The organism is Rhizobium mulingense (assembly GCF_029194105.1).
In the GTDB taxonomy this organism is placed as follows: Bacteria; Pseudomonadota; Alphaproteobacteria; order Rhizobiales; family Rhizobiaceae; genus Rhizobium; species Rhizobium mulingense.
The window spans coordinates 181012-201062 of sequence record NZ_JARFVE010000007.1; the positions used below are offsets into that span (position 1 = coordinate 181012).

At 61.9% G+C, this 20051-nt stretch carries 18 protein-coding genes; 5 read left to right on the plus strand and 13 right to left on the minus strand.

Annotated elements, in window-relative coordinates:
- The 10 genes from PYR71_RS18105 to PYR71_RS18150 all read right to left on the minus strand — a co-directional run bounded on the left by PYR71_RS18105 (position 1) and on the right by PYR71_RS18150 (position 11757).
- Positions 1-456 carry an NfeD family protein gene (locus PYR71_RS18105; protein WP_010033200.1) on the minus strand — a complete coding sequence of 152 codons (456 nt, stop codon included), beginning with the start codon at positions 454-456 and terminating at the stop codon, positions 1-3.
- Between the two features lie 3 nt (positions 457-459).
- Entirely contained in the window at positions 460-1488 is a 1029-nt protein-coding gene (locus tag PYR71_RS18110) for an SPFH domain-containing protein (protein ID WP_275620314.1), read from the minus strand.
- A 160-nt stretch (positions 1489-1648) separates the two neighbouring features.
- Entirely contained in the window at positions 1649-2683 is a 1035-nt protein-coding gene (gene hemH, locus PYR71_RS18115; protein ID WP_275620315.1) for a ferrochelatase, read from the minus strand.
- Between the two features lie 123 nt (positions 2684-2806).
- On the minus strand, positions 2807-4783 hold the full coding sequence (locus PYR71_RS18120; RefSeq protein ID WP_275620316.1) for a 5'-nucleotidase C-terminal domain-containing protein: 1977 nt from the start codon (positions 4781-4783) through the stop codon (positions 2807-2809).
- Between the two features lie 504 nt (positions 4784-5287).
- Positions 5288-5656: an outer membrane lipoprotein Omp10 gene (gene omp10 / locus PYR71_RS18125; RefSeq protein WP_275620317.1), complete on the minus strand. Its 369-nt coding sequence runs from the start codon at positions 5654-5656 to the stop codon at positions 5288-5290.
- A gap of 170 nt (positions 5657-5826) precedes the next feature.
- Positions 5827-7278 carry a homospermidine synthase gene (locus PYR71_RS18130; protein ID WP_275620318.1) on the minus strand — a complete coding sequence of 484 codons (1452 nt, stop codon included), beginning with the start codon at positions 7276-7278 and terminating at the stop codon, positions 5827-5829.
- 192 nt (positions 7279-7470) lie between these two features.
- On the minus strand, positions 7471-7755 hold the full coding sequence (locus PYR71_RS18135) for a YciI family protein (RefSeq protein WP_275620319.1): 285 nt from the start codon (positions 7753-7755) through the stop codon (positions 7471-7473).
- 2 nt (positions 7756-7757) lie between these two features.
- Complete coding sequence (locus tag PYR71_RS18140; protein WP_275620320.1) at positions 7758-8387, minus strand: aminotransferase class IV family protein; 630 nt, start codon at positions 8385-8387, stop codon at positions 7758-7760.
- The gene (locus PYR71_RS18145) at positions 8384-9538 is read right to left on the minus strand and encodes an aminodeoxychorismate synthase component I (protein ID WP_275620321.1); all 1155 of its coding nucleotides are present in this window, start codon (positions 9536-9538) and stop codon (positions 8384-8386) included. The genes PYR71_RS18140 and PYR71_RS18145 overlap by 4 nt, the downstream gene beginning before the upstream one ends.
- A gap of 365 nt (positions 9539-9903) precedes the next feature.
- The gene (locus PYR71_RS18150; protein WP_275620322.1) at positions 9904-11757 is read right to left on the minus strand and encodes a M3 family oligoendopeptidase; all 1854 of its coding nucleotides are present in this window, start codon (positions 11755-11757) and stop codon (positions 9904-9906) included.
- 207 nt (positions 11758-11964) lie between these two features.
- Between PYR71_RS18150 and PYR71_RS18155 the strand changes: the two genes are divergently transcribed.
- Positions 11965-13512, plus strand: a complete 1548-nt coding sequence (locus PYR71_RS18155; protein ID WP_183917995.1) for a sigma-54-dependent transcriptional regulator — start codon at positions 11965-11967, stop codon at positions 13510-13512.
- Between the two features lie 179 nt (positions 13513-13691).
- Positions 13692-15536 carry a peptidoglycan L,D-endopeptidase MepK gene (locus tag PYR71_RS18160; RefSeq protein WP_275620323.1) on the plus strand — a complete coding sequence of 615 codons (1845 nt, stop codon included), beginning with the start codon at positions 13692-13694 and terminating at the stop codon, positions 15534-15536.
- 165 nt (positions 15537-15701) lie between these two features.
- On the opposite strand, the gene PYR71_RS18165 is transcribed toward PYR71_RS18160, so the two are convergent.
- The 3 genes from PYR71_RS18165 to PYR71_RS18175 all read right to left on the minus strand — a co-directional run bounded on the left by PYR71_RS18165 (position 15702) and on the right by PYR71_RS18175 (position 17162).
- Complete coding sequence (locus PYR71_RS18165; RefSeq protein WP_003585771.1) at positions 15702-15965, minus strand: DUF2312 domain-containing protein; 264 nt, start codon at positions 15963-15965, stop codon at positions 15702-15704.
- Between the two features lie 87 nt (positions 15966-16052).
- Positions 16053-16358 (minus strand): DUF1244 domain-containing protein, encoded by a 306-nt coding sequence (locus PYR71_RS18170; RefSeq protein ID WP_275620324.1) that lies wholly within the window; start codon positions 16356-16358, stop codon positions 16053-16055.
- A 15-nt stretch (positions 16359-16373) separates the two neighbouring features.
- Positions 16374-17162 (minus strand): N-formylglutamate amidohydrolase, encoded by a 789-nt coding sequence (locus tag PYR71_RS18175; protein WP_275620325.1) that lies wholly within the window; start codon positions 17160-17162, stop codon positions 16374-16376.
- Between the two features lie 202 nt (positions 17163-17364).
- Here PYR71_RS18175 and PYR71_RS18180 point away from each other — a divergent pair, with 202 nt between their 5' ends.
- The 3 genes from PYR71_RS18180 (at position 17365) to PYR71_RS18190 (ending at position 20048) form a co-directional block, all read left to right on the plus strand.
- Entirely contained in the window at positions 17365-17850 is a 486-nt protein-coding gene (locus PYR71_RS18180; RefSeq protein ID WP_012485172.1) for a DUF1036 domain-containing protein, read from the plus strand.
- Positions 17850-19289, plus strand: a complete 1440-nt coding sequence (gene pyk / locus PYR71_RS18185) for a pyruvate kinase (protein WP_097580356.1) — start codon at positions 17850-17852, stop codon at positions 19287-19289. Before PYR71_RS18180 ends, pyk begins: the two co-directional genes overlap by 1 nt.
- Before the next feature lie 123 nt (positions 19290-19412).
- Positions 19413-20048 (plus strand): LysE family translocator, encoded by a 636-nt coding sequence (locus PYR71_RS18190; RefSeq protein WP_275620326.1) that lies wholly within the window; start codon positions 19413-19415, stop codon positions 20046-20048.
- Positions 20049-20051 lie beyond the last annotated feature (3 nt).

Sequence of the window (20051 nt, forward strand, 5' to 3'; positions counted from 1 at the left end):
TTAGATGGGTTCGACCGTGAGGTCGCGGCCGTTGCTCGCGACGACCTTGACCTGCGTCCCTACGGGCAGATCAGGCCCCATCACCTGCCACAGCGTATCATCGAGACGGATGCGGCCGCGGCCTTCACGGATCGGCTCGTGCAGCGTCGCGGTACGGCCGACGAGGCTCGCGCCGCGCTGATTGAGGAAGGGCTCGTCGGTGGCGGCATTGCGCAGCATCAGCCGACGGCCGGCAAAGGTCGTGGCAACGGCGAGCAAGGCAAAAAGGATCGCCTGCAACTCCCAGACCCAGAACGCGCTGTCCCAGAACAGCAGCGACAGTGCACCGACGATCAAGGCAGCGAGGCCGATCCACACCAGGAAGAAGCCGGGCACGATCATTTCCGCGGCGAGCAGAACCAGGCCAACAACCCACCAGCTCCACGGACCGAGTTCGGCGATGATCTTCGCCAGCATGGCTCAGCGCTCCGGATCGGGGTTGAAGGGGTTGGGGCTCGGCGGATTGATCGGCGGCGTCGAGCGGACCGGCGCGGGGCGCGGACGCGGCGGCGGAGGCGGCGGATTGCCGGCGTCGCCGAAGACCTCCCGGGCAATGGCGCCGATGCCGCCGAGGGAGCTGAGGATAGACGAGGCTTCCATCGGCATCAGCACGATCTTGGAGTTGGGCGCAGAGCCGACCGAGGCGAGCGCTTCGGTGTATTTCTGCGCGACGAAATAGTTGATCGCCTGAACGTCGCCGGCGGCAATCGCCTCGGAGACCATCCGCGTCGCCTTGGCTTCGGCCTCGGCCAGGCGCTCGCGGGCTTCGGCGTTGCGGAAGGCGGCTTCGCGCTGGCCCTCGGCCTGCAGGATCGCGGATTGCTTGGCGCCTTCGGCCCTCAGAATCTGCGCATTGCGCGCGCCTTCGGCTTCCAAGACCTGCGCGCGCTTTTCGCGCTCGGCCTTCATCTGGCGGGCCATCGCATCGACGAGGTCGCGCGGCGGTTGGATGTCTTTGATTTCGACGCGGGTGACCTTGATGCCCCAGGGCTGCACGGCCTCGTCGACCACACGCAGCAGCCGGTCGTTGATCGCATCGCGGTTGGAAAGCAGTTCGTCGAGATCCATCGAGCCCATGACCGAGCGGATGTTGGTCATGGTGAGATTGAGGATGGCGTTTTCCAGGTTGGCAACCTGATAGGCGGACTGAGCTGCGTTCAACACCTGATAGAAGGCGACGGCATCGGCCGAAACCGAGGCGTTATCCTTGGTAATCACCTCCTGGGTCGGCACGTTCAGCACCTGCTCCATCACGTTCAATCGGGCGCCGACGCGCTCGATGAAGGGGGTGATGAGGTTGAGGCCCGGCTCCAGCGTGCGGGTATAACGGCCGAAGCGCTCGATCGTATAGCGGTAGCCCTGCGGCACCGTCTTGATCCCGGCGAAGAGGACCAGGATGACGAAGACGACCAGCACGATCACAACGATATCGAAACCGCCCAAAAGCATGAAAAACCCTCCCATCGGCGCATGCGCCCACTCACTGAATGTGGTGAGTTAGCATGTTCTTTGCGAGGAAGAAATGCACCACCTCCGAGGGAAATAGAATGTGGCGTCTCGGCAGGATTCATCGGGGCGACCCGTCGGATGACGGGTCCGCGAAGGTCTCTCAGACCCAGCCTTGCAATTCGCGGCGGACGACCTTTTCCAGCACCTTCATGCCGTCCTCACTGTCGTTGAGGCAGGGAATATGCGCGAACTTCTCGCCGCCATTTTCGTGGAACGAATGGGCGGCCTGCTCGGCGATTTCTTCGAGCGTTTCCAGACAGTCGGAAACGAAGCCGGGATTGATGACGGCGATGCGCTTGACGCCGTCGCGGGCGAGTTTCTCCACCGTCTTGTCGGTATAGGGCTGCAGCCATTCCTCCGGCCCGAAGCGGGACTGGAAGGTGACCATGAAGTTTTCCTCGGTCAATCCGAGCCGCTCGCGCAACAGCCGTCCGGTCTTCTGGCACTGACAGTAATAGGGATCACCCTGCTTGAAATAGGACATCGGAATGCCGTGGAAGGAGGCGATCAGCATCTCCGGCTTCCAGTCGAGTGTCGAAAGCTGCCGTTCGACAGATTGGGCGAGCGCCTCGATATAGGTCTCGTCGTCGTGATAATCGGGCACGGTACGCAGCGCCGGCTGCCAGCGCATCGTGAGCAGTTTCTGGAAGGCCTTGTCGTTGACGGTGGCGGTCGTCGCCGCGGCATATTGCGGATAAAGCGGGAAGAGCACGATACGGTCGCAGCCCTCCTGCTTCAGCACGTCGATGCGTGAGGCGATCGACGGTGTGCCATAGCGCATCGCCCAGTCGACCTTGACGTTATCGAGATCCTTCAGCCGCCCGGCCATCAGTTCCGACTGATTGCGCGTATAGGTACGGAGAAAACTTTCGTTCCTCTCCTTGTTCCAGATCAGCTCGTAGGCCTTGCCGACCTTCTGCGGGCGCCTGTTGAGCACGATGCCGAACAGGATCGGATACCACTTCCAGCGCGACCATTCGATGACGCGGCGATCGGTCAGGAACTCCCTGAGATAGCGGCGCATCGAGGCGTAGTCGGTTCCGTCGGGCGTGCCGAGATTGACCAGCAGGACGCCGATCTTGCCTGACTTGACGGCCGGATGATCCGCCGGACGGAGTGAAATATCTGCTGTCATTCTGGCCCCAATACTCGTTGTCTCGTCGGCTCATACGCAGCTTCGAGATCATGGTTCACGCTATAGAAAGAAAAGCCGGCCCGGGAAACCCCGGGCCGGCCGATGGCGTCGAGACAAATCGTCTTACTTGGCGGGAACCTGGATCTCCTTGCCGACCGTCAGGTGCCGCGGGTCCGGCTTGCCGTTGGCTTCCGAAAGCTTCCGCCACAGCGTGCCGTCGCCATAGAAGGTCACGGCGAGATCCCAGAAGGTGTCGCCGGCTGCGATCACGTGGGTCGAGGGCGTCGTTGCCGCAGGCGCGGAGGCTGCCGGCGCCGGCGTCGGTTCCGCGGCGGGCGCGGGTGCGGCCGGTGCAGCCGGAGCAGGCTCGGTGGCCGGAGCGGGTGCGGCCGGTGCTGCAGGAGCAGGGGCGGGCTCGGCGGTTGGTGCCGGCGTTGCCGGAGCTGCAGGGGCGGGGGCAGGTTGGGTGGTTGATGCCGGCGCCTGCGCCACAGTCGTGCCGATTTCCGTCACGCGGCCATCGGTATAGGGCTTATAAGGCGAATGCGCAGCCAGATACTCGGCGGTTACGTCGGCGAGATCCGGGCCGTAATCATAGGCATTCTTGCCTTCCTTGAAGATCGAATAGCCGTCGCCGCCGGCCCGCATGAAGTTGTTGGTAGCTAGCTTGTAGGTCTTCGCCTGGTCGATCGGAGCGAAACTGTCGCCTTCCTTCACCTGGACATCGCTGACGCGGCTGCCGACAGGCTTGGACTGGTCGAACGAGAATTTCAGGCCGGCGACCTGCGGAAAGCGGCCGGCGCCCTGATCGATCTGGCTGACGCCGTTTTCGAGCGCCTTGACGACGTCTGCGCCGGTGGCCTCGAAAGTGGCGAGCGTGTTCTGGAAGGGCAGCACGGTGATGACCTCGCCCTGGGTGACATCACCGCCGTCGATCGAAGCACGCAGGCCGCCGCCATTCTGAACGGCAATGGTGACGCCCTGGTTCTTCGTGCGGTCAAGCATGGCGTCGGCCACCAGATTGCCCATCGAGCATTCCTTGACGCGGCAGACTTTACGATCGCCCTCGATCGGACCTTCGGAGGCGCCGATCACCTTCTTGCGCAATTCCTCGATCGGCTTCGCGAGTTCGGCGACGCGGGTGACGATGGCCGGATCGGGCGTGAAGGACGAGTCGATCAAGATCGGGTCGCCCTTGGCATCCTTGACGACGCCGCTATCGTCGAAATTGACGACGATATCACCGAGATATTTGCTGTAGGAGGCAGCCTGGACGACCGGCACCTTGTAGCCGCCGGGATTGTCGACCATCGTCGGATATGGGCCTTCAGCCTTCGGATCGGTGTTGGACAGCAGGCTGTGGGAATGGCCGCCGACGACGACATCGACATCCGGAATCTTGGCGATGACGGCGAGGTCGCGGGGATAACCGACATGGGTGAGCGCAATGATCTTGTTGACGCCCTGGCCCTTCAGCTCCTGAACCGCTGAAGTAATGGACTGGACGTCATCGGCGATGGTGACGTTCGGGCCGGGAGAGGACAATTCGGGCGTATCATTGGTGACGGCGCCGACGATGCCGATCTTCTGGCCGCCGACATCGAGCACCAGCGACGGCTTGATGCGGTCGCCGAGCTTGGAGGCAGCGGTCGCCTTGACGTTCGCCGTCACGACCGGGAATTGCACCTTGTCGAGGAAGGTCGCGAGACCATCCTCGCTGTCGTCGAATTCATGGTTGCCGACGGTCATGGCGTCGAACTTCATCAGGTTCAGGAATTCGGCTTCGGCCGCGCCCTTGTAGGTGGTGTAGAAGAGCGAGCCCTGGAAATTGTCGCCGGCGTTCAGCAGAAGGACATTCTTGCCCGATAGCGCCTGGCGGCGCTGGTCGATCGCGGTCTTCAGGCGCGCGGCACCGCCGAAGCATTCCTTCTTGCCTTCCTCCTCGGCCGAGCAGGTGGAATCGAACTTGTTGATCGATTCGATGCGGGAATGGAAATCGTTGATATGAAGAATATTGAGTTCGTAATCCGCAAAGGCGGCGCCCGCGCTCAGCGCCAGCATGGACGCGGTCAAAAGACCGAAGCTGAAAGACTTCGTCATCCCTGTTCTCCTGATTGAGGCGAAAGATCCCCCTCGCCGATCCCTTCCATAGTCCGCCGGGGCGGTACCCGGCATGCCGATGTTCCATGACACAGCATATGACTGCAAGGGAAAGCTGGGCCAGACGGCACTCTTTCCAAGAGGGGCGGGACAAAAAAGCCGGCTGCTACCCCGGCATTCGCCGCCGGCGTCGTTTCGGTGGAGTTCGTGGATAGCCTCGGCAATATTCGGAACCGCGGAGAGCGCCATGAACAGGCAGAGAAGGGAAACGAGGCGATGAAAGCGCCGCCCGGCGCGATAGACAAGGAGCGTGCCGACGCCAAAGATCAGCACGACCGGCAGGGCGAAGATCAACAGTTGCAGCGGTCCGTCCCAATCGGAAGCGTCGATGTCCTGAGCATCGTTGGCAGGCAACACGACGCCAACGCCGCAAGCGCATTGCGAGCAGCAGGATCAGGTAACCGGCGACGGCCCGCATGGTGCTTTCGGCCTATCGCCTCACTTTCAGCCGCGGCGGGAAAGGGTGAACTGGGCGCCGGAATCCGAGGTGCAATTGAGCTGGCTCGGATTGACGAGGGCGCAATTGACCTTGGATTGGGTCTTGCGTACCAGCGAGGTCATATTGATCTCCACCAGCGTCGGCGAGGTATTGATGTAGGTGCCCGAGGCGAGAAGCTGGTTGCTGTCGGTGGTGCGGGTTGTGAAAGTCCCACCCTGGAAGGTGGAAACGATGCCGTTTGGATCGCTCCAATTGCCTTCGACGCCGGTGGCGGCGGGCGCGGCCGCAATCGGCATGGGGCGCGGCTCCGGTGAAACGCAGGCGGCAAGAGCGGCCGCGGCACCGACAAGAACGAGACCAGTTCTGATTTTCATAAGGCTTCTCCCGGCGATTCGGCGTGGCGGTCACCCACCAAGTTCGGGCAAAACATGGCGTGCGCCCGACATGATGGCAAGGCTTGGCGCCGCGGGGGCGCCATTTATACAGCCGGCGTTACAAAAATGCCCGCCTTGCGGCGGGCATTATCGAGCGTATGCGAGCACTCTCAGCGAACGAGAATGTTGCGGAACTGCCACGGATCCTTGGTGTCGATGTCCTCTGGGAAGAGGCCCGGACGGCCGTCGAGCGGGGTCCAATTGGTGTAATGACCTTCGACCGGGCCGAGATAGGGCATCTGCACTTCGAGGCAGCGCTTGTAGTCGATCTCGTCGGCTTCGACGATGCCGGCCGTCGGGTGTTCCAGCGCCCAGACCATGCCGGCGAGAACGGCTGATGTGACCTGCAGGCCGGTGGCATTCTGGTAGGGCGCGATGCGGCGGGTTTCTTCGAGCGACAGTCGCGAGCCATACCAGTAGGCGTTCTTCTCATGACCGTAGAGCAGGACGCCGAGTTCGTCGATGCCGTCCTCCAATTCGTCCTCGTCGAGAACGTGATGGACCGGCTGCGACGTACCACCATTGCCGAACATCTCGTGCAGGGAGAGCACGGCGTCATTGGCTGGATGATAGGCGTAGTGGCAGGTCGGGCGGAAGGTCACTTTGCCGTCCTTGTCGCGGACCGTGAAATAATCGGCGATCGAGATCGACTCGTTATGGGTGACGAGGAAGCCATATTGCGGACCGGGCGTCGGGCACCAGGTGCGCACGCGGGTGTTGGCGCCCGGCTGCTCCAGGTAGATCGCCGCCTTGTTGCCCTTCTTGTGCTTCTTGGCGTTCTTCGGCATCCATTCTTCATGCGTGCCCCAGCCGAGTTCGGCCGGCTGCATGCCTTCGGAGATGAAGCCTTCGACGGACCAGGTGTTCCAGAAGACGTTGAGCGGTTTCGGATGCTTGGTGCGCTGGGTGTCGCGCTCGGCAATGTGGATGCCCTTGACGCCGAGCTTCTTCATCAGCTTTGCCCAGCCTTCGCGATCGTGCTGGTCCGGCTCCTCGAACTTGACACCAATGTCATTGGCGAGGTTGACCAGCGCCTGCTTGACGAACCAGGAGACCATGCCCGGATTGGCGCCGCAGGTGGAGACGGCGGTGGCGCCGCCGGGGTTCTTCGCCTTTTCCTTGCGCACGGTTTCGCGCAGCGCATAGTTGGTGCGGTCGGCGTTGCTCATGCTCTTGTCGAAATAGAAGCCGAGCCAGGGCTCGACGACCGTATCGATGTAGAGAACGTCGAGCTTGCGGCAGAGCTTGATGATGTCGAGCGAGGAGGTGTCGACCGAGAGGTTGACGCAGAAGCCCTGGCCTTCGCCTTCGGTCAGGAGCGGTTTCAGCAGCTCCTTGTAATTGTCCCTGGTGACATATTCCTTGATGTGGCGGACGCCGTGCTTCTTCAGAATCTCCATGTCGGAGGGTTCTTCACGCGGGTCGATGACGACCATCCGGCTCTTGTCGAATTTGAAGTGGCGCTCGATCAGCGGCAGGGTGCCGCGGCCGATGGAGCCAAAGCCGATCATCACGATCGGACCGGTAATTTCGGCATATACCGGATGGTTCTTTTCCGTCATTCTTTTCTCCTGTGGAAGGGGACGAAGGCGATCAGCCTGAAGAATTCTTTTGAAATTGCCGCAGAAATTGCGAGGTGATCGGCTCTAACCACAAAACGGCGTCACAATAAAGAGCGTTGAGGGGCAAAGGCCAAATATCGGCCGGGCAGGCCGGCAAGGGGTGACGGGAACATCCGCCCCGCTCTATTAAAATCAGTGTTTCAGGATTTCCAACCCTTCGGCCGTTGTCGTCACGGTGAGCTCGGTAATGTCGTATGCGGCGACGCCATGGATGGTGAAGGGATCAGCGGCGACATAGGCCTCGATAGCGGCGCGGTCGCCGATTGCGAGGATTACGCCGCCGGTGCGCGGTATCTTGCGGCCGGAGGCGAGGAACCAGCCCTTGGCATAGCCCTCTTTCACCCAGGCCATGTGCGGCTCCATGTACCTGTCGGCTTCGTCATTGGACTTGAGATAGGTGAGGGAGAGAATGAACATGGTCAGCTCCTGACAAGATCGGCGCGGATCAGGCCGCGTAGCGAGTTGCCGATATAAAGCGTGCCGGCATCGAGATCGGCAAGTGTGAGGCGGCCGACACGCGCTTTGCGCGCGCAAATGAGCTCCGTGCGCAGCACGCCCGAAAGCAGGCCGCAGGAGATCGGCGGAGTGCGCAGCGAGCCGGCCCCGTCATCCAGGAAGACGGAGGTGATGGTGCCCTCGCAGACCTCGCCGCGCTCGTTCAACAGGATGACTTCATCGGCGTCATCGGGCGCATATTCGGCCCGCGCCGTCTCGTAGACGGCGCGGCGGGTGGTCTTGTGGCGCAGCAGCCTGTCGGTGGAATCAAGACGGGTCTCGGCGATGCGCACCGTCCAGACCGTCTTCGGCGCCAGCGGCACGAAAGCCGCGCTCGTTACCTCGATGCGGCCCTGCGCGTCGAAGGTCAGGCGGATGCGCAGCGGACCGGCAAAGCCTGCAACGGCGTCCTCGAGCTTGGCGGCCGCCTCGATCGGCTGTGGGAAGCCGAGGCGGCGGGCGGAGCGGGAAAGCCGGGCGAGATGCAGCCGCAGGCGGATGAAGCCGTCGCCGGGCTGCCAGCGCAGCGTCTCGATCAGCGAAAAGTCGGTCATCGCGCGATCCATTGGTCGCCGACGGCGAAGCGGGCCTTGAGCAGGCACTCCTCGTATTCGGCCTCGGCGGTCGAATCGAAGACGATGCCGCCGCCGACATTGAAAACGGCCCTGCCGCGCTCAAAAAGCGTGATGGTGCGGATCGCGACGGAGAAACGCATGGCGCCGCTGGACGAGATCATGCCGATCGCGCCGCAATAGGCATCGCGGGGAGCATCCTCGAGCGTATGGAGGATTTCCATCGCCCGCATCTTCGGCGCCCCGGTGATCGAGCCGCAGGGAAAAAGGGCGGCGAAGATGTCGCGGATCGAAAGGCCGGGGCGCAGCCTCGCCTGCACATGGCTGACCATCTGGTGGACGGTCGGATAGGTTTCGACATCGAAGAGCTTCGGGACATCGAGCGTGCCGACCTCGGTGATGCGGGAGATATCGTTGCGCAGCAGATCGACGATCATGCGGTTTTCGGCCTGCGTCTTGATATCATTGCGCATGGCCTCAATGATTTCGGCATCCTCGGCGGCGGTGGCGCCGCGTTTGGCCGTGCCTTTCATCGGATGGGTCTCGATCCAGCCCTGCGCATCGGTGCGGAAGAACAGTTCGGGCGAGCGCGACAGGATGACGGGGCCGCCGAGATTGACCAGCGCGCCGTATTTGACCGGCTGGCGTTCGATCAGCGACCAGAAGGCGGCGCGAGGATCGCCATTCCAGCGGGCCTCGACCGGCATGGTGAGGTTCGCCTGGTAGGCGTCGCCGAGCCTGAGATGCTCGTGAAGTCGGTCGAAGCGCTCTTTATATATAGGGAAATCCCAGGCGGCTTTCGGTTCGGTGAGGAATTCCTCGTTTTCGAGACGCTGTTTCGGCTGGGTAAGCGGATGTGTGTCCGGTTGCGGGGCGTCGAATACGCCGAAACAGAGGAGCGGCATTTTGCGATTTTCGCCGACGAAGGAAGCAAGTTTCTCTTCGAAGAGATACCCGGCCTCGTAGGCCATGTAGCCGGCAAGCCATTTGCCTTCCGCCTTTGCTACTTCCATGCGGGCGAGGCCGCTGAAGAATTCGGCGGGCGTGTTGGCCACGATGATCTCCGCCGGATCGGCGAACAGCATCACCTGTTCGGTCGTGTCGTCGCGGAAGAGAATATAGGGGTCAGACATGGTTGCGCCGCATCTTGCTTGGTTATCCGATGCTTGCGATGGTTTTGTGGTCTGCATCGCTGGGCGATCCCAAGCTCGTGGTTTCGCTGTAGGCCGAGACGGCGGCAACACCCACCTCCCTCATTCCTGTGCTCGTCACAGGAATCCAGCCACGGCGCGTCCGCGCCGTGAATGACTCATTTCCGGCAAACAAGGAGTCTCCCGCGCCCAAGGACTTGGGCGCGCTGGATTCCTGTGACAAGTACAGGAATGAGGGAGGGTGGATTGCCGTCATGGTTCCTAATGGACGCTATAGAGCGCGGTTGGTCGATCAAATGTTACAATTGCCCATCGAGGCGCCTACTCGTTTCGAGTCTGGCCGAGCCTTACGCTCTATCCAAAGCCTCCAACTCATCGATCAGCCCTTCGATCATCGACAGGCCCTGGCTCCAGAACGACGGATCGGTGGCGTCGAGGCCGAAAGGCTTCAGCAATTCGGAATGGTGCTTGGTGCCGCCGGCCTTCAGCAGTTCGAAATACTTCTCCTGGAAGCCCTTCTCGGCCTTCCGGTAGACGGCATAGAGCGAATTTACCAGGCAATCGCCGAAAGCATAGGCGTAGACATAGAAGGGCGAGTGGATGAAATGGGGGATATAGGCCCAATAAGTCTCGTAGCCCTCGGAAATGCTGATCGCCGGCCCCAGGCTTTCGGACTGGACGGAGAGCCAGAGTTCACCGATGTCGTCGGCGGTGAGTTCACCTGATTTGCGGGCGGTGTGCAGCTGGCGTTCGAACTCGTAGAAGGCGATCTGGCGCACGACCGTGTTGATCATGTCCTCGACCTTCTGGGCGAGCATCGCTTTGCGCTCGCGTTTGTCGGTGGTCTTTTCGAGAAGCGTGCGAAAGGTCAGCATCTCGCCGAAGACGGAGGCGGTTTCGGCAAGCGTCAGCGGCGTCTGGCACATCAGCGCGCCTTGCGCGCCGGCCAGAACCTGGTGCACGCCGTGCCCGAGTTCGTGGGCAAGGGTCATCACGTCGCGCGGCTTGCCCATATAGTTGACGAGCACATAGGGATGGGCAGAGGGAACTGTCGGATGGGCAAAGGCGCCGGGCGCCTTGCCCGGTCGAACCGGGGCATCGATCCATTGTTCGTCGAAGAAGCGCCTGGCGATATCGGCCATCTCGGGGGCGAAATTGCCATAGGCCGACAGCACCGTGTCCTTTGCCTCCGACCAGGAGATGACGGCGCTGGAGGTTTCCGGAAGCGGCGCGTTGCGGTCCCAGAAGTTCATCTGCTCCATGCCGAGCCATTTCGCCTTCATCTTATAATAGCGGTGCGAAAGGCGGGGATAGGCTTCTCGGACGGCGGCGGCGAGCGCATCAACGACCTCGCGCTCGACGCGGTTTGCGAGGTGCCTGGAGTCGGCAATGTCCTCGAAGCCGCGCCAGCGGTCGGAGATATCCTTGTCCTTGGCAAGCGTGTTGGTAATCAGCGTGAAGATGCGGATATTGGCCTTGAAGGTTTCGGCGAGCGCCATGGCGGCCTTGCGGCGCACGTCCGGATCCTTCTCCTGCAACATGTTCAAGGCAACTTCGAGCGGCACTTTCTCGCCATCGATCTCGTAGCGGAGTTCCGCCATGGTTTCGTCGAACAGGCGATTGAAGGCGGAGGCCGATGTCATCGACTTTTCGAGGAAGAGCTGCTCCAGCCTGTCATCGAGCTGATAGGGCTTGTCTTTCCTGAGGTCGATGATCCAGGGGCGATAGTGGCCGGCATCGGGGTCATTGGCGATGCAGGCGTCGATGACCGCGTCGTCAATGCGGTTCAGTTCCAGCGCGAAGAACAGGAGATGGCCTGAGAATTCGGTGATCTTGGCCTGCACGTCGCCGTAGAGCTTGCCGTTGGTCGGGTTTGTGGTGTCGGAGAAATAGGTGAGGCCGGCAAAGGAGCCGAGGCGGCCCATGATGTCATCAAGCGCCTCATATTCCTTCAGCGCCGCGCCGATGCCCTCGGTGCCGGTTTTCGTCGCGGCGTCGGCGAGTTTGCCCTTCCACCTTTCCTCGAAGGCGATCGCGGCCTTGCCGGCCTTTTCCATGTCGGCGACGAAGGCGGTTGACGTGGCGGAGGGATAGAGGTCCTGCAGCTTCCAGACCGGCAGATCGCCGAGCGCCGGATCGGCGGGCCCAGCTGGCGCTGCAGGCGACAAGCGAAGGCTGGCGTGCGGGAGCTTGATTTTCATGAACGCAATTCCTCTCCACTTTAAATCAGGTCTGTTTGAATAAGCGTGAGGAGGCCCCGCATCAAGGGCCTTTCGCCCCATCAAAGACCTCGTTTCGGCACGAAAATCAGTCGTTGCAATCGTTAAAATGCAATTATTTCTCAAAACTGGATGTTCAAGCCTTTCTGCGAGAGTGCCCTCCATGGTTTCGCATGAAGTGAGGCGACAATGACCGGTTACAATGAGCTCAAGGGAGCAGGGCAAATCCTCGTGGTCGAAGACGACCCGGTGCAGCGCCGCCTGCTCAAGAACGCAATCGAGCGTCACGGCCATGTCGTGCACCAGGCGGAAAACGGCCGGATTGGCCTTGAAATGGTCAAGCGCGACAGCGGCCTTTTCAACGTCATCGTGCTCGACCTGATGATGCCCGAGATGACCGGCCTCGAATTTCTCGACGCGCTTCACGAATTCGGTACGCAGATCCCCGTGATCGTTCAGACAGGCCAGGGCGGTATCGAAACCGTCGTGCAGGCGATGCGCGCCGGCGCCTTCGATTTCGTCGTCAAGCCGGTTTCGCCCGAACGCATCGCGACGTCGATCTCGAATGCAATGAAGCTCGACCAGCGCGAGGTGAAGGCACGGGCCGGACGCCGGTCGCGCTCAGGCTCCGTCGGTTTCGACGACATCGTTTCGGCCAGCCCGGCAATGCTCCGCGTCATCGATCTCGCCCAGCGGGCGGCGCAATCCAATATTCCCGTCGTGCTCGAAGGCGAATCCGGCGTCGGCAAGGAGCTGGTGGCGCGCGCCATCCAGTCCGGCGGCGAACGCTCGAACAAGCCGTTCGTCACCGTCAATTGCGGAGCGATTCCGCACAATCTCGTCGAGAGCATCCTTTTCGGCCATGAAAAGGGCGCCTTCACCGGCGCGACCGAACGTCACATCGGCAAGTTCATGGAAGCCGACGGCGGCACCATCTTCCTTGACGAGATCGGCGACCTGCCACTCGAAGTGCAGGTGAAGCTGCTGCGCGCCGTGCAGCAGGGCGAAATCGAGACTGTCGGTGCGCGCACCGCCCACAAGGTTAATGTCCGGCTGATTTCGGCGACCAACAAGGATCTGATCGAGGAGGTCAAGAACGGCCATTTCCGCGAAGATCTCTACTATCGCCTCAACGTCTTCCCGATCACCATTCCAGCGCTGCGCAAGCGCAAGGAAGATATTCCCCACCTGGTGCGCGTCTTTGCCGACCGCTTCTCCAGCGAGCAGAAGAACGGCCGCCGCATGACGGTGAATTCGGGCGCGCTGGCGCTTTTGACCGCCTATGACTGGCCGGGCAATATCCGCCAGCTCGAAAACGCGATCTTCCGCGCGGTCGTTCTGGCCGAGGGGCCGGAGCTGACCGAGGCGGACTTCCCGCAGATCGCCGCCCAGCTTCCGGAATATGAAGTGGTGGATCACCTGGCGCTCGTGGCCGACAATACCGGCCTCGACCCGGACGAGGCATATAGCGAAGACTACCGGGTTCCGACGCACGGTGAGGTCCACCACCACCGCCTCTCCGAGACCTCTGAAAATGCAATCGCTAGCGTCAACCCCTCAGGCGACGTGCGCAAGCTTGCCGATGTCGAGGAGGAACTCATCCGATTCGCGCTTAAATTCTATCGCGGACAGATGAGTCAAGTGGCACGCAAGCTTGGCATCGGGCGGTCCACACTTTATCGCAAGCTCAAAGATTACGGCATAGATCCCGATAATCCCCAGAAAGATGCGGCCTAAGCCCGCATTTGTTAAGACTCGGGCAACCACGATTTGTTACTGTTCATAAACCACTTGTTAGTGGCTCGTTCACTATGTAAAGAAAAGGTTGATCATGTGTGGCATTTTTGCCATCGTGTGACCGCATTTGACAGTCATCTGGGACAGTACGGGACATTGTCTGTCTGACGGGGATCGAGTTGCCGAATCTGAATGGGAATTCCAAGCCTTCGCGCTTGAGCTGGCGTTCTTTGTGCGCCGACATCTGCGGAAAGGCAGTGAGGACGGCGGCGGCCGCCCTTCTTGCGCTTGCGGTTTCCTCGCCGGTATTCGTCAGTACGCCTTCTCAGGCCGCGGGCGACACCCGCAGCCTCAAGCTCTATTTCATCCATACCGGCGAAAAAGCCGTCATCACCTACAAGCGTAACGGCAAGTTCGACCCCAAGGGTCTGGAGCAGCTGAACCGCTTCCTGCGAGACTGGCGCAAGAACCAGCCGACGAAGATGGATCCGCGCCTGTTCGACCTGATCTGGGAAGTCTATCGTCAGAGCGGTTCGAGGGACTATATCAATGTTGTCTGCGGCTTCCGCTCGCCGGCGACCAACGAGATGCTGCGCGGCCGCTCGCGCAAGTCCGGTGTTGCCGAAAAGAGCCAGCACATGCTCGGCAAGGCGATGGACTTCTTCATTCCCGACGTCAAGCTGGCGACGCTTCGCGCCATCGGCATGAAGATGCAGGTCGGCGGCGTCGGCTTCTATCCGAAATCGGGTTCGCCCTTCGTGCACATGGATGTCGGCGGTGTTCGCGCCTGGCCGCGCATGAGCCGCGACGAGCTTGTCCGGCTTTTCCCGAACGGCAATACCATCCATATTCCGGCCGACGGCAAGCCGCTGCCGGGCTACCAGCAGGCGATGGCCGACTACAAGCGCCGCGCCAACGGCACGCAGATCGAGATCGCCAGCGCCTCCGAATCGGCACCGAAGCACAAGACGCTGTTTGAGGCGCTCTTCGGCGGCGGCGCCGACGAACAGGAAGACGATTCCGACGATTCGGCCCCGGTCGCCGTCGCCAAGGCGACGCCGCCGAAGGCCGAGCCTGCCCCTGCCGCCGAGCCGCAGCAGACCGAGGTCGCCGATGTGAACGCGCCAGTGCCGCAGGTTCGCCCGGCATTCAGCAACCAGCCGGCCGGCAGCGAAGTGGCAAGCGCCCTGGTCGCGCCGCCTTCAGGCAATGCCGCGCAGCAGGCCCTGGCCGCCGCGCTCCCGGCCGACCAGGCCCAGCCGCAGCAATTCGCCGATCTCAGCGCCTACAGCATCCCGGTTCCCTCGCTTCTTGGCCAGCGCCGCGCGCCCGGCGATGCCGAAGTCGCGTCGGCCGATCCCGCCATGCTGAGCGGAATGCCGATCCCGACGCCGGTCGAACGTCCCGCCCTTGCCGAGAAGCTTCTCGCTGCCGCCAATGCCGATCCGGAAGCAGAGGCCGACGAGGCCGACCAGGACGGCGGACTGTCTCCTGCCCTTGCCGATGCGCTCGACCAGCAGAACAAGGGTGACGAAAACCAGGTCGCCGCGCATGCGCCCGCAATGACGGTGGAGCAGGCGATCAACGCGGCGATGCCGCAACAGGCGCCTGCCCAGAAACCGTCGCTTCAGCTCGCAGCCTTGGCGCCAGCAACGAAGTCGGCAAGCTTCGGCGACGCCTTCGACGAACCTGCCGCCGAAAACGCCGTGGTGCCGGCTCTTCCCACCAAGGGTGGCCGCCCGACGCAGAAGCAGGCCGCCGCAGCCGACGCCAGCCGCGCGACGGTGCGGACCGAGCCGAAGCTGACGCAGAAGATGATTTCGCAGTGGGCGCTAACCAATGCCCGTCTCGAAATGGCGTCCAAGCAGGTCAAGGCGCCGCGCTTCGTCAGCCAGACGATGCGCGCCCAGCCAACCGCTGTCTATGCCGAGGGCTTCAACGTCAAGACCGCCTCGGTCGATCCGGCCCGCTTCAGCGGCACCGCCGTCAACTTCATGGAGGTGCGCAAGTTCAATACGAACTAAGCGCGCCGATCATCGAAATATCGAAAAACCGCTGGAGCGATCCGGCGGTTTTTCTTTTGGTCGTTTCGATCGGACACCGTCGATATTCAGCCGGCCGCGTTCTCTGCAAAAGAAAAGCCGCCGGATTGCTCCAGCGGCTTGTCGACATCGGTGATGCCAGTCGGATCAGCCTTCCGGCGGGGACTCGATCATGCCGAGCGCGTGCAGATAGGTATCGAGGATCGCTTCCTCTTCCATGCGCTCCTGCTCGTCCTTTTTACGCAGCGCCACGACCTTCTTCAGGATCTTGGTGTCGAAGCCCATCCCCTTGGCTTCGCCGTAGACGTCCTTGATGTCGTCGGCGATGGTCTTTTTTTCTTCTTCCAGCCGTTCAATGCGCTCGATGAAAGCGCGAAGCTGGTCGCGGGCGACGCCATGAGCATCAGACATCGTGTTCTCCTGATTGGGATGATCATTTGGATGCCCGTGACTGCCGCGAAGCGGCGCGAGGGTCAAGCCTATTCGCTCGGTGATGGGTTATTTGTGCGGGTTGTTCAGTTCAAAAGCGGCCTTTTGCACAGGCGAGGCCTCGTTCTGGTGGAGATTTTTCCAGTCCTCGTAAGGCATGCCGTAGACCATTTCCCGCGATTCGTCCTTGGTTACCGCGACACCCTCGGCCTCGGCGGCTTCGCGGTACCAGTTCGACAGGCAGTTGCGGCAGAAACCGGCCAGGTTCATCAAGTCGATATTCTGCACGTCGCTGCGCTCACGAAGATGCTCGACAAGGCGGCGGAAGGCGGCGGCTTCGAATTCGGTCTGCTGTTCTTTACTGAGCGCGGTCATCTAGCTTTCCTTCCTTCAATAGGGACCGGTGCGCGACAGATGGACGTCGTAGTCGTGCAAGACAGGATCGGCGTTCATCGCCGCAAAGATCGGTGCCAGGCGTTCGGCCCATGCAGCAATCCCGGTCTCGTCTGCAATCAGATCCTGGCGCACTTCGAGCAGCGCGTGCGGGATGCCGGTCATCATGCAGTGCCGGTACATGGTATCGCCCTTCAGGGCGCCGTCATAGGGCTCGTTGTCGCCAACGAAGAGATAGGGATCGGCGCGCAGCATGTCGAGCAGTGGGCCGACCGCGCGCCGGTCGCTGTCCCAGAGGACTGCGGCATGCCACGGGCGAGGAATTCCTTTCCACGCCGGCGTGAAGGAATGCAGCGACAGGACCAGCGGCGCCCGGCCGGTGGCATTCGCCACCTTATCGATCGTCTCCGCCACGGCATTGTGATAGGGGCGATGGAAGGTCTCGATACGATACTCCCACTCCTGCGGTGTGATCGGATGGTTGCCCGAGATGATTGCGCCGTCGGAAATCTTCATGATCAGCGTCGGATCATCCTCGCCGCGGTTCGGGTCGATCAGCAGGCGCGAGAAGCCGCCGAGCACCGCGGGCACGGCGAGTCTCGCCGAGAGCTGCCGCGTCAGGCCCTCGATGCCGATGTCATAGGCAATGTGGCGGGCAAAGGCCGCATCGGGCAGGCCGAGCCGGCCGTATCGCGCGGGGAGGCGGTTCATCGCGTGATCGGCGAGGATAACCATGCCTTTGTCATGTTTGCCGGATAGGATCTCGAAGGATTGGAAGTCGTCCATGAAGGAATTGCCGTTCGTCTTTGCGCAGTCGCGCGCTGTGATCGCATGGTGCTGCCGCCGGTTCAAGCGCGACAGGCGGCGGGAAGCGAAGATGAAGCCTTCATGCGCAGTTTGTGAAAGGAAATATAATCGATTAGCATCGCGTTGACTTTCGCATGACGGCGGCGCAAGAAGACACGGATACGAATAACCGTGGAGCTATTTGGGAGCCGTGTTGATTCAAGCCGCGCCAAGTTTCCTCACGCGGTCCGGACCGCTGGTCCGACTCGCTCTGTTCGCTCTTGCAGCTTTTATGCCGTTCTTCATCGCAGATGCCGCACGCGCCGATTTTCGCGTCTGCAACGGAACACAGAATCTCGTCGGCGTAGCGATCGGGTACCGGGCCAAGGATGGCTGGGTGACGGAAGGCTGGTGGCAAGTGCCGGCGACCACCTGCGCCACCCTGATCGAGGGAGAACTGCAGTCGCGTTATTATTACCTCTACGCAGAGGACGCCGCCCGGGGAGGACGATGGACGGGTGACGTGCAGATGTGCGTGGCGGAAAACGAGTTCAAGATCTCGGGTGTACAGGATTGTTATGCCCGCGGTTACCAGAAGATGGGTTTCAAGGAATACGACACGGGCCGCCAGGGCAGCTGGATGGTCCAACTCTCCGACACCCCAGGGACGCAAGAAAGCCAGAATTGATGAAGCGTAATCGCAAAATTAAAATCCTCGCCACCCTCGGGCCCGCCTCCTCCGAGGAATCGATGATCGAGAAGCTGCACCAGGCGGGTGCCGATGTCTTCCGCATCAATATGAGCCATGCGAGCCATGACCTGATGCGTACGCTCATCGAGCGTATCCGCTCGGTCGAAGCGCGCTCCGGCCGGCCAATCGGCATTCTGGCCGACCTGCAGGGACCGAAACTGCGCGTCGGCAAATTCGTTGATAGCAAAGTCGACCTGAAACCCGGCCAGACCTTCACGCTCGACAACAACGAGGCGCTTGGCGATCAGACCCGCGTCTATCTGCCGCATCCCGAAATCCTAGAATCGGTGCAGCCCGGCCACCGCCTGCTGATCGACGACGGCAAGCTCGCGCTCCGTGCGGAAAAGTGCGACGGCAAGAGCATCGTCACGACGGTTATTTCGGGCACGCGCATCTCCGACCGCAAGGGTGTCAGCCTTCCCGACACGCTGCTCGGCGTCGGCGCTCTGACGGATAAGGACCGCGCCGACCTCGACGCGGTGCTCGCCACCGACGATGTCGACTGGGTGGCGCTGTCCTTCGTCCAGCGTCCCGACGACCTCGCCGAAGTGCGCAAGATCGCCCGCGGCCGCGTCGGACTGATGTCGAAGATCGAAAAGCCGCAGGCTCTCGAGCGCATAGAGGAAATCATCGAGCTTTCCGATGCCTTGATGGTTGCCCGCGGCGATCTCGGCGTTGAAATGCCGCTCGAATCCGTCCCCGGCATCCAGAAGCAGCTGATTCGCGCCTGCCGCCGCTCGGGCAAGCCGGTGGTCGTCGCCACGCAGATGCTGGAATCGATGATCTCGGCGCCGGTGCCGACGCGCGCCGAAGTCTCCGACGTCGCGACCGCCGTCTTCGAAGGTGCCGATGCCGTCATGCTCTCGGCCGAATCGGCCTCGGGCGACTATCCCGTCGAAGCCGTCTCAACCATGGCGTCGATTGCCACCGCCATCGAGCGCGAGCCGCATTATCCCGGCATCATTTATGCCCAGCGCGCCCAGCCGGAAGCGACTGGCGCCGATGCGATCTCGCTCGCTGCGCGCCAAATCGCCGAAACGCTGAAACTGTCGGCGATCGTCTGTTATACCTCGTCGGGCACGACGGGTCTTCGCGCCTCGCGCGAGCGACCGCAGGTGCCGATCCTGGCACTGTCGCCGATCATCAAGACGGCGCGCCGGCTTGCCATCGTCTGGGGTCTGCATTGCGTCGTCACCCATGATGCCACCGATCTCGACGACATGGTCAACCGCGCCTGCCGCATCGTCGCGGATGAAAGCTTCGGCAAGCCGGGCGACCGCATCATCATCTCGGCCGGCGTGCCGCTCGGCACGCCCGGCGCCACCAACATGATCCGCATCGCCTATATCGGTTCCGACGGCCAGAGCGGTATCTGATCCGATCGCATCCTTTCAAGCGCCGCAGCCTCACAGAGGCTGCGGGTTTTTTGTTGACGGTCCGGCATTGCCAGGGCTTGCGGCGCGTGCAAGTTTCGTTCCTCTGACCTGGGAGGGAACATTATGGACACCGTCACGCTTCTGGCCTTTGCAGCCGTTTCCTTCGTCGGCATCGCGACCCCGGGCCCGACAGTGCTGCTGGCGCTGACGAATGGTTCGAGGCATGGTCTGCGGCCGGCAATCGCCGGCATGGTCGGCGCCGTGCTTTCCGATTTCGTGCTGATCGGCGCCGTGGCGGTCGGGCTCGGCGCACTGCTCGCGGCATCGGAATTCTGGTTCTCGATGCTGAAATGGGCAGGTGCTGCCTATCTTGTCTTTCTCGGCATCATGCTGCTGCGCTCGAAAGGCGGGATCGATGCGGCGTTGAAAGCAGGCGCGCCGGCCGGCGCGGCGTCGACCTTCTCGATCGGCCTGAAGAGTTTCATGGTCGCGGCGACCAATCCGAAGGGCTACCTGTTTTTCTCGGCCTTTCTGCCGCAGTTCATCGACCCGACGCTGACGCAGGCAGGGCAATATGCGCTGCTGGCGCTGGTGTTTGCCACGCTCGATTTCATCATCATGTTCGGCTACGCCTTTTTCGGTTCGCAGGCGGTGCGTTTTCTGAAGGCGTCGGGCGCCCTCTGGCTGGAGCGAGCCTGCGGCGGTGCGCTCTTGGCGCTTGCCGGGTCGCTCGCCTTCTATCGTCGGGCAACCGTTTGACGC

Coding starts and splice junctions, on each gene's coding strand:
- PYR71_RS18145 (WP_275620321.1), bottom strand. CDS start 9,538: ATGTCTGACCCCTATATTCTCTTCCGCGACGACACGACCGAACAGGTG.
- PYR71_RS18170 (WP_275620324.1), bottom strand. CDS start 16,358: ATGACCGCGCTCAGTAAAGAACAGCAGACCGAATTCGAAGCCGCCGCC.
- PYR71_RS18150 (WP_275620322.1), bottom strand. CDS start 11,757: ATGAAAATCAAGCTCCCGCACGCCAGCCTTCGCTTGTCGCCTGCAGCG.
- hemH (WP_275620315.1), bottom strand. CDS start 2,683: ATGACAGCAGATATTTCACTCCGTCCGGCGGATCATCCGGCCGTCAAG.
- PYR71_RS18155 (WP_183917995.1), top strand. CDS start 11,965: ATGACCGGTTACAATGAGCTCAAGGGAGCAGGGCAAATCCTCGTGGTC.
- PYR71_RS18190 (WP_275620326.1), top strand. CDS start 19,413: ATGGACACCGTCACGCTTCTGGCCTTTGCAGCCGTTTCCTTCGTCGGC.
- omp10 (WP_275620317.1), bottom strand. CDS start 5,656: ATGAAAATCAGAACTGGTCTCGTTCTTGTCGGTGCCGCGGCCGCTCTT.
- PYR71_RS18105 (WP_010033200.1), bottom strand. CDS start 456: ATGCTGGCGAAGATCATCGCCGAACTCGGTCCGTGGAGCTGGTGGGTT.
- PYR71_RS18140 (WP_275620320.1), bottom strand. CDS start 8,387: ATGACCGACTTTTCGCTGATCGAGACGCTGCGCTGGCAGCCCGGCGAC.
- PYR71_RS18135 (WP_275620319.1), bottom strand. CDS start 7,755: ATGTTCATTCTCTCCCTCACCTATCTCAAGTCCAATGACGAAGCCGAC.
- PYR71_RS18175 (WP_275620325.1), bottom strand. CDS start 17,162: ATGGACGACTTCCAATCCTTCGAGATCCTATCCGGCAAACATGACAAA.
- pyk (WP_097580356.1), top strand. CDS start 17,850: ATGAAGCGTAATCGCAAAATTAAAATCCTCGCCACCCTCGGGCCCGCC.
- PYR71_RS18110 (WP_275620314.1), bottom strand. CDS start 1,488: ATGCTTTTGGGCGGTTTCGATATCGTTGTGATCGTGCTGGTCGTCTTC.
- PYR71_RS18165 (WP_003585771.1), bottom strand. CDS start 15,965: ATGTCTGATGCTCATGGCGTCGCCCGCGACCAGCTTCGCGCTTTCATC.
- PYR71_RS18120 (WP_275620316.1), bottom strand. CDS start 4,783: ATGACGAAGTCTTTCAGCTTCGGTCTTTTGACCGCGTCCATGCTGGCG.
- PYR71_RS18130 (WP_275620318.1), bottom strand. CDS start 7,278: ATGACGGAAAAGAACCATCCGGTATATGCCGAAATTACCGGTCCGATC.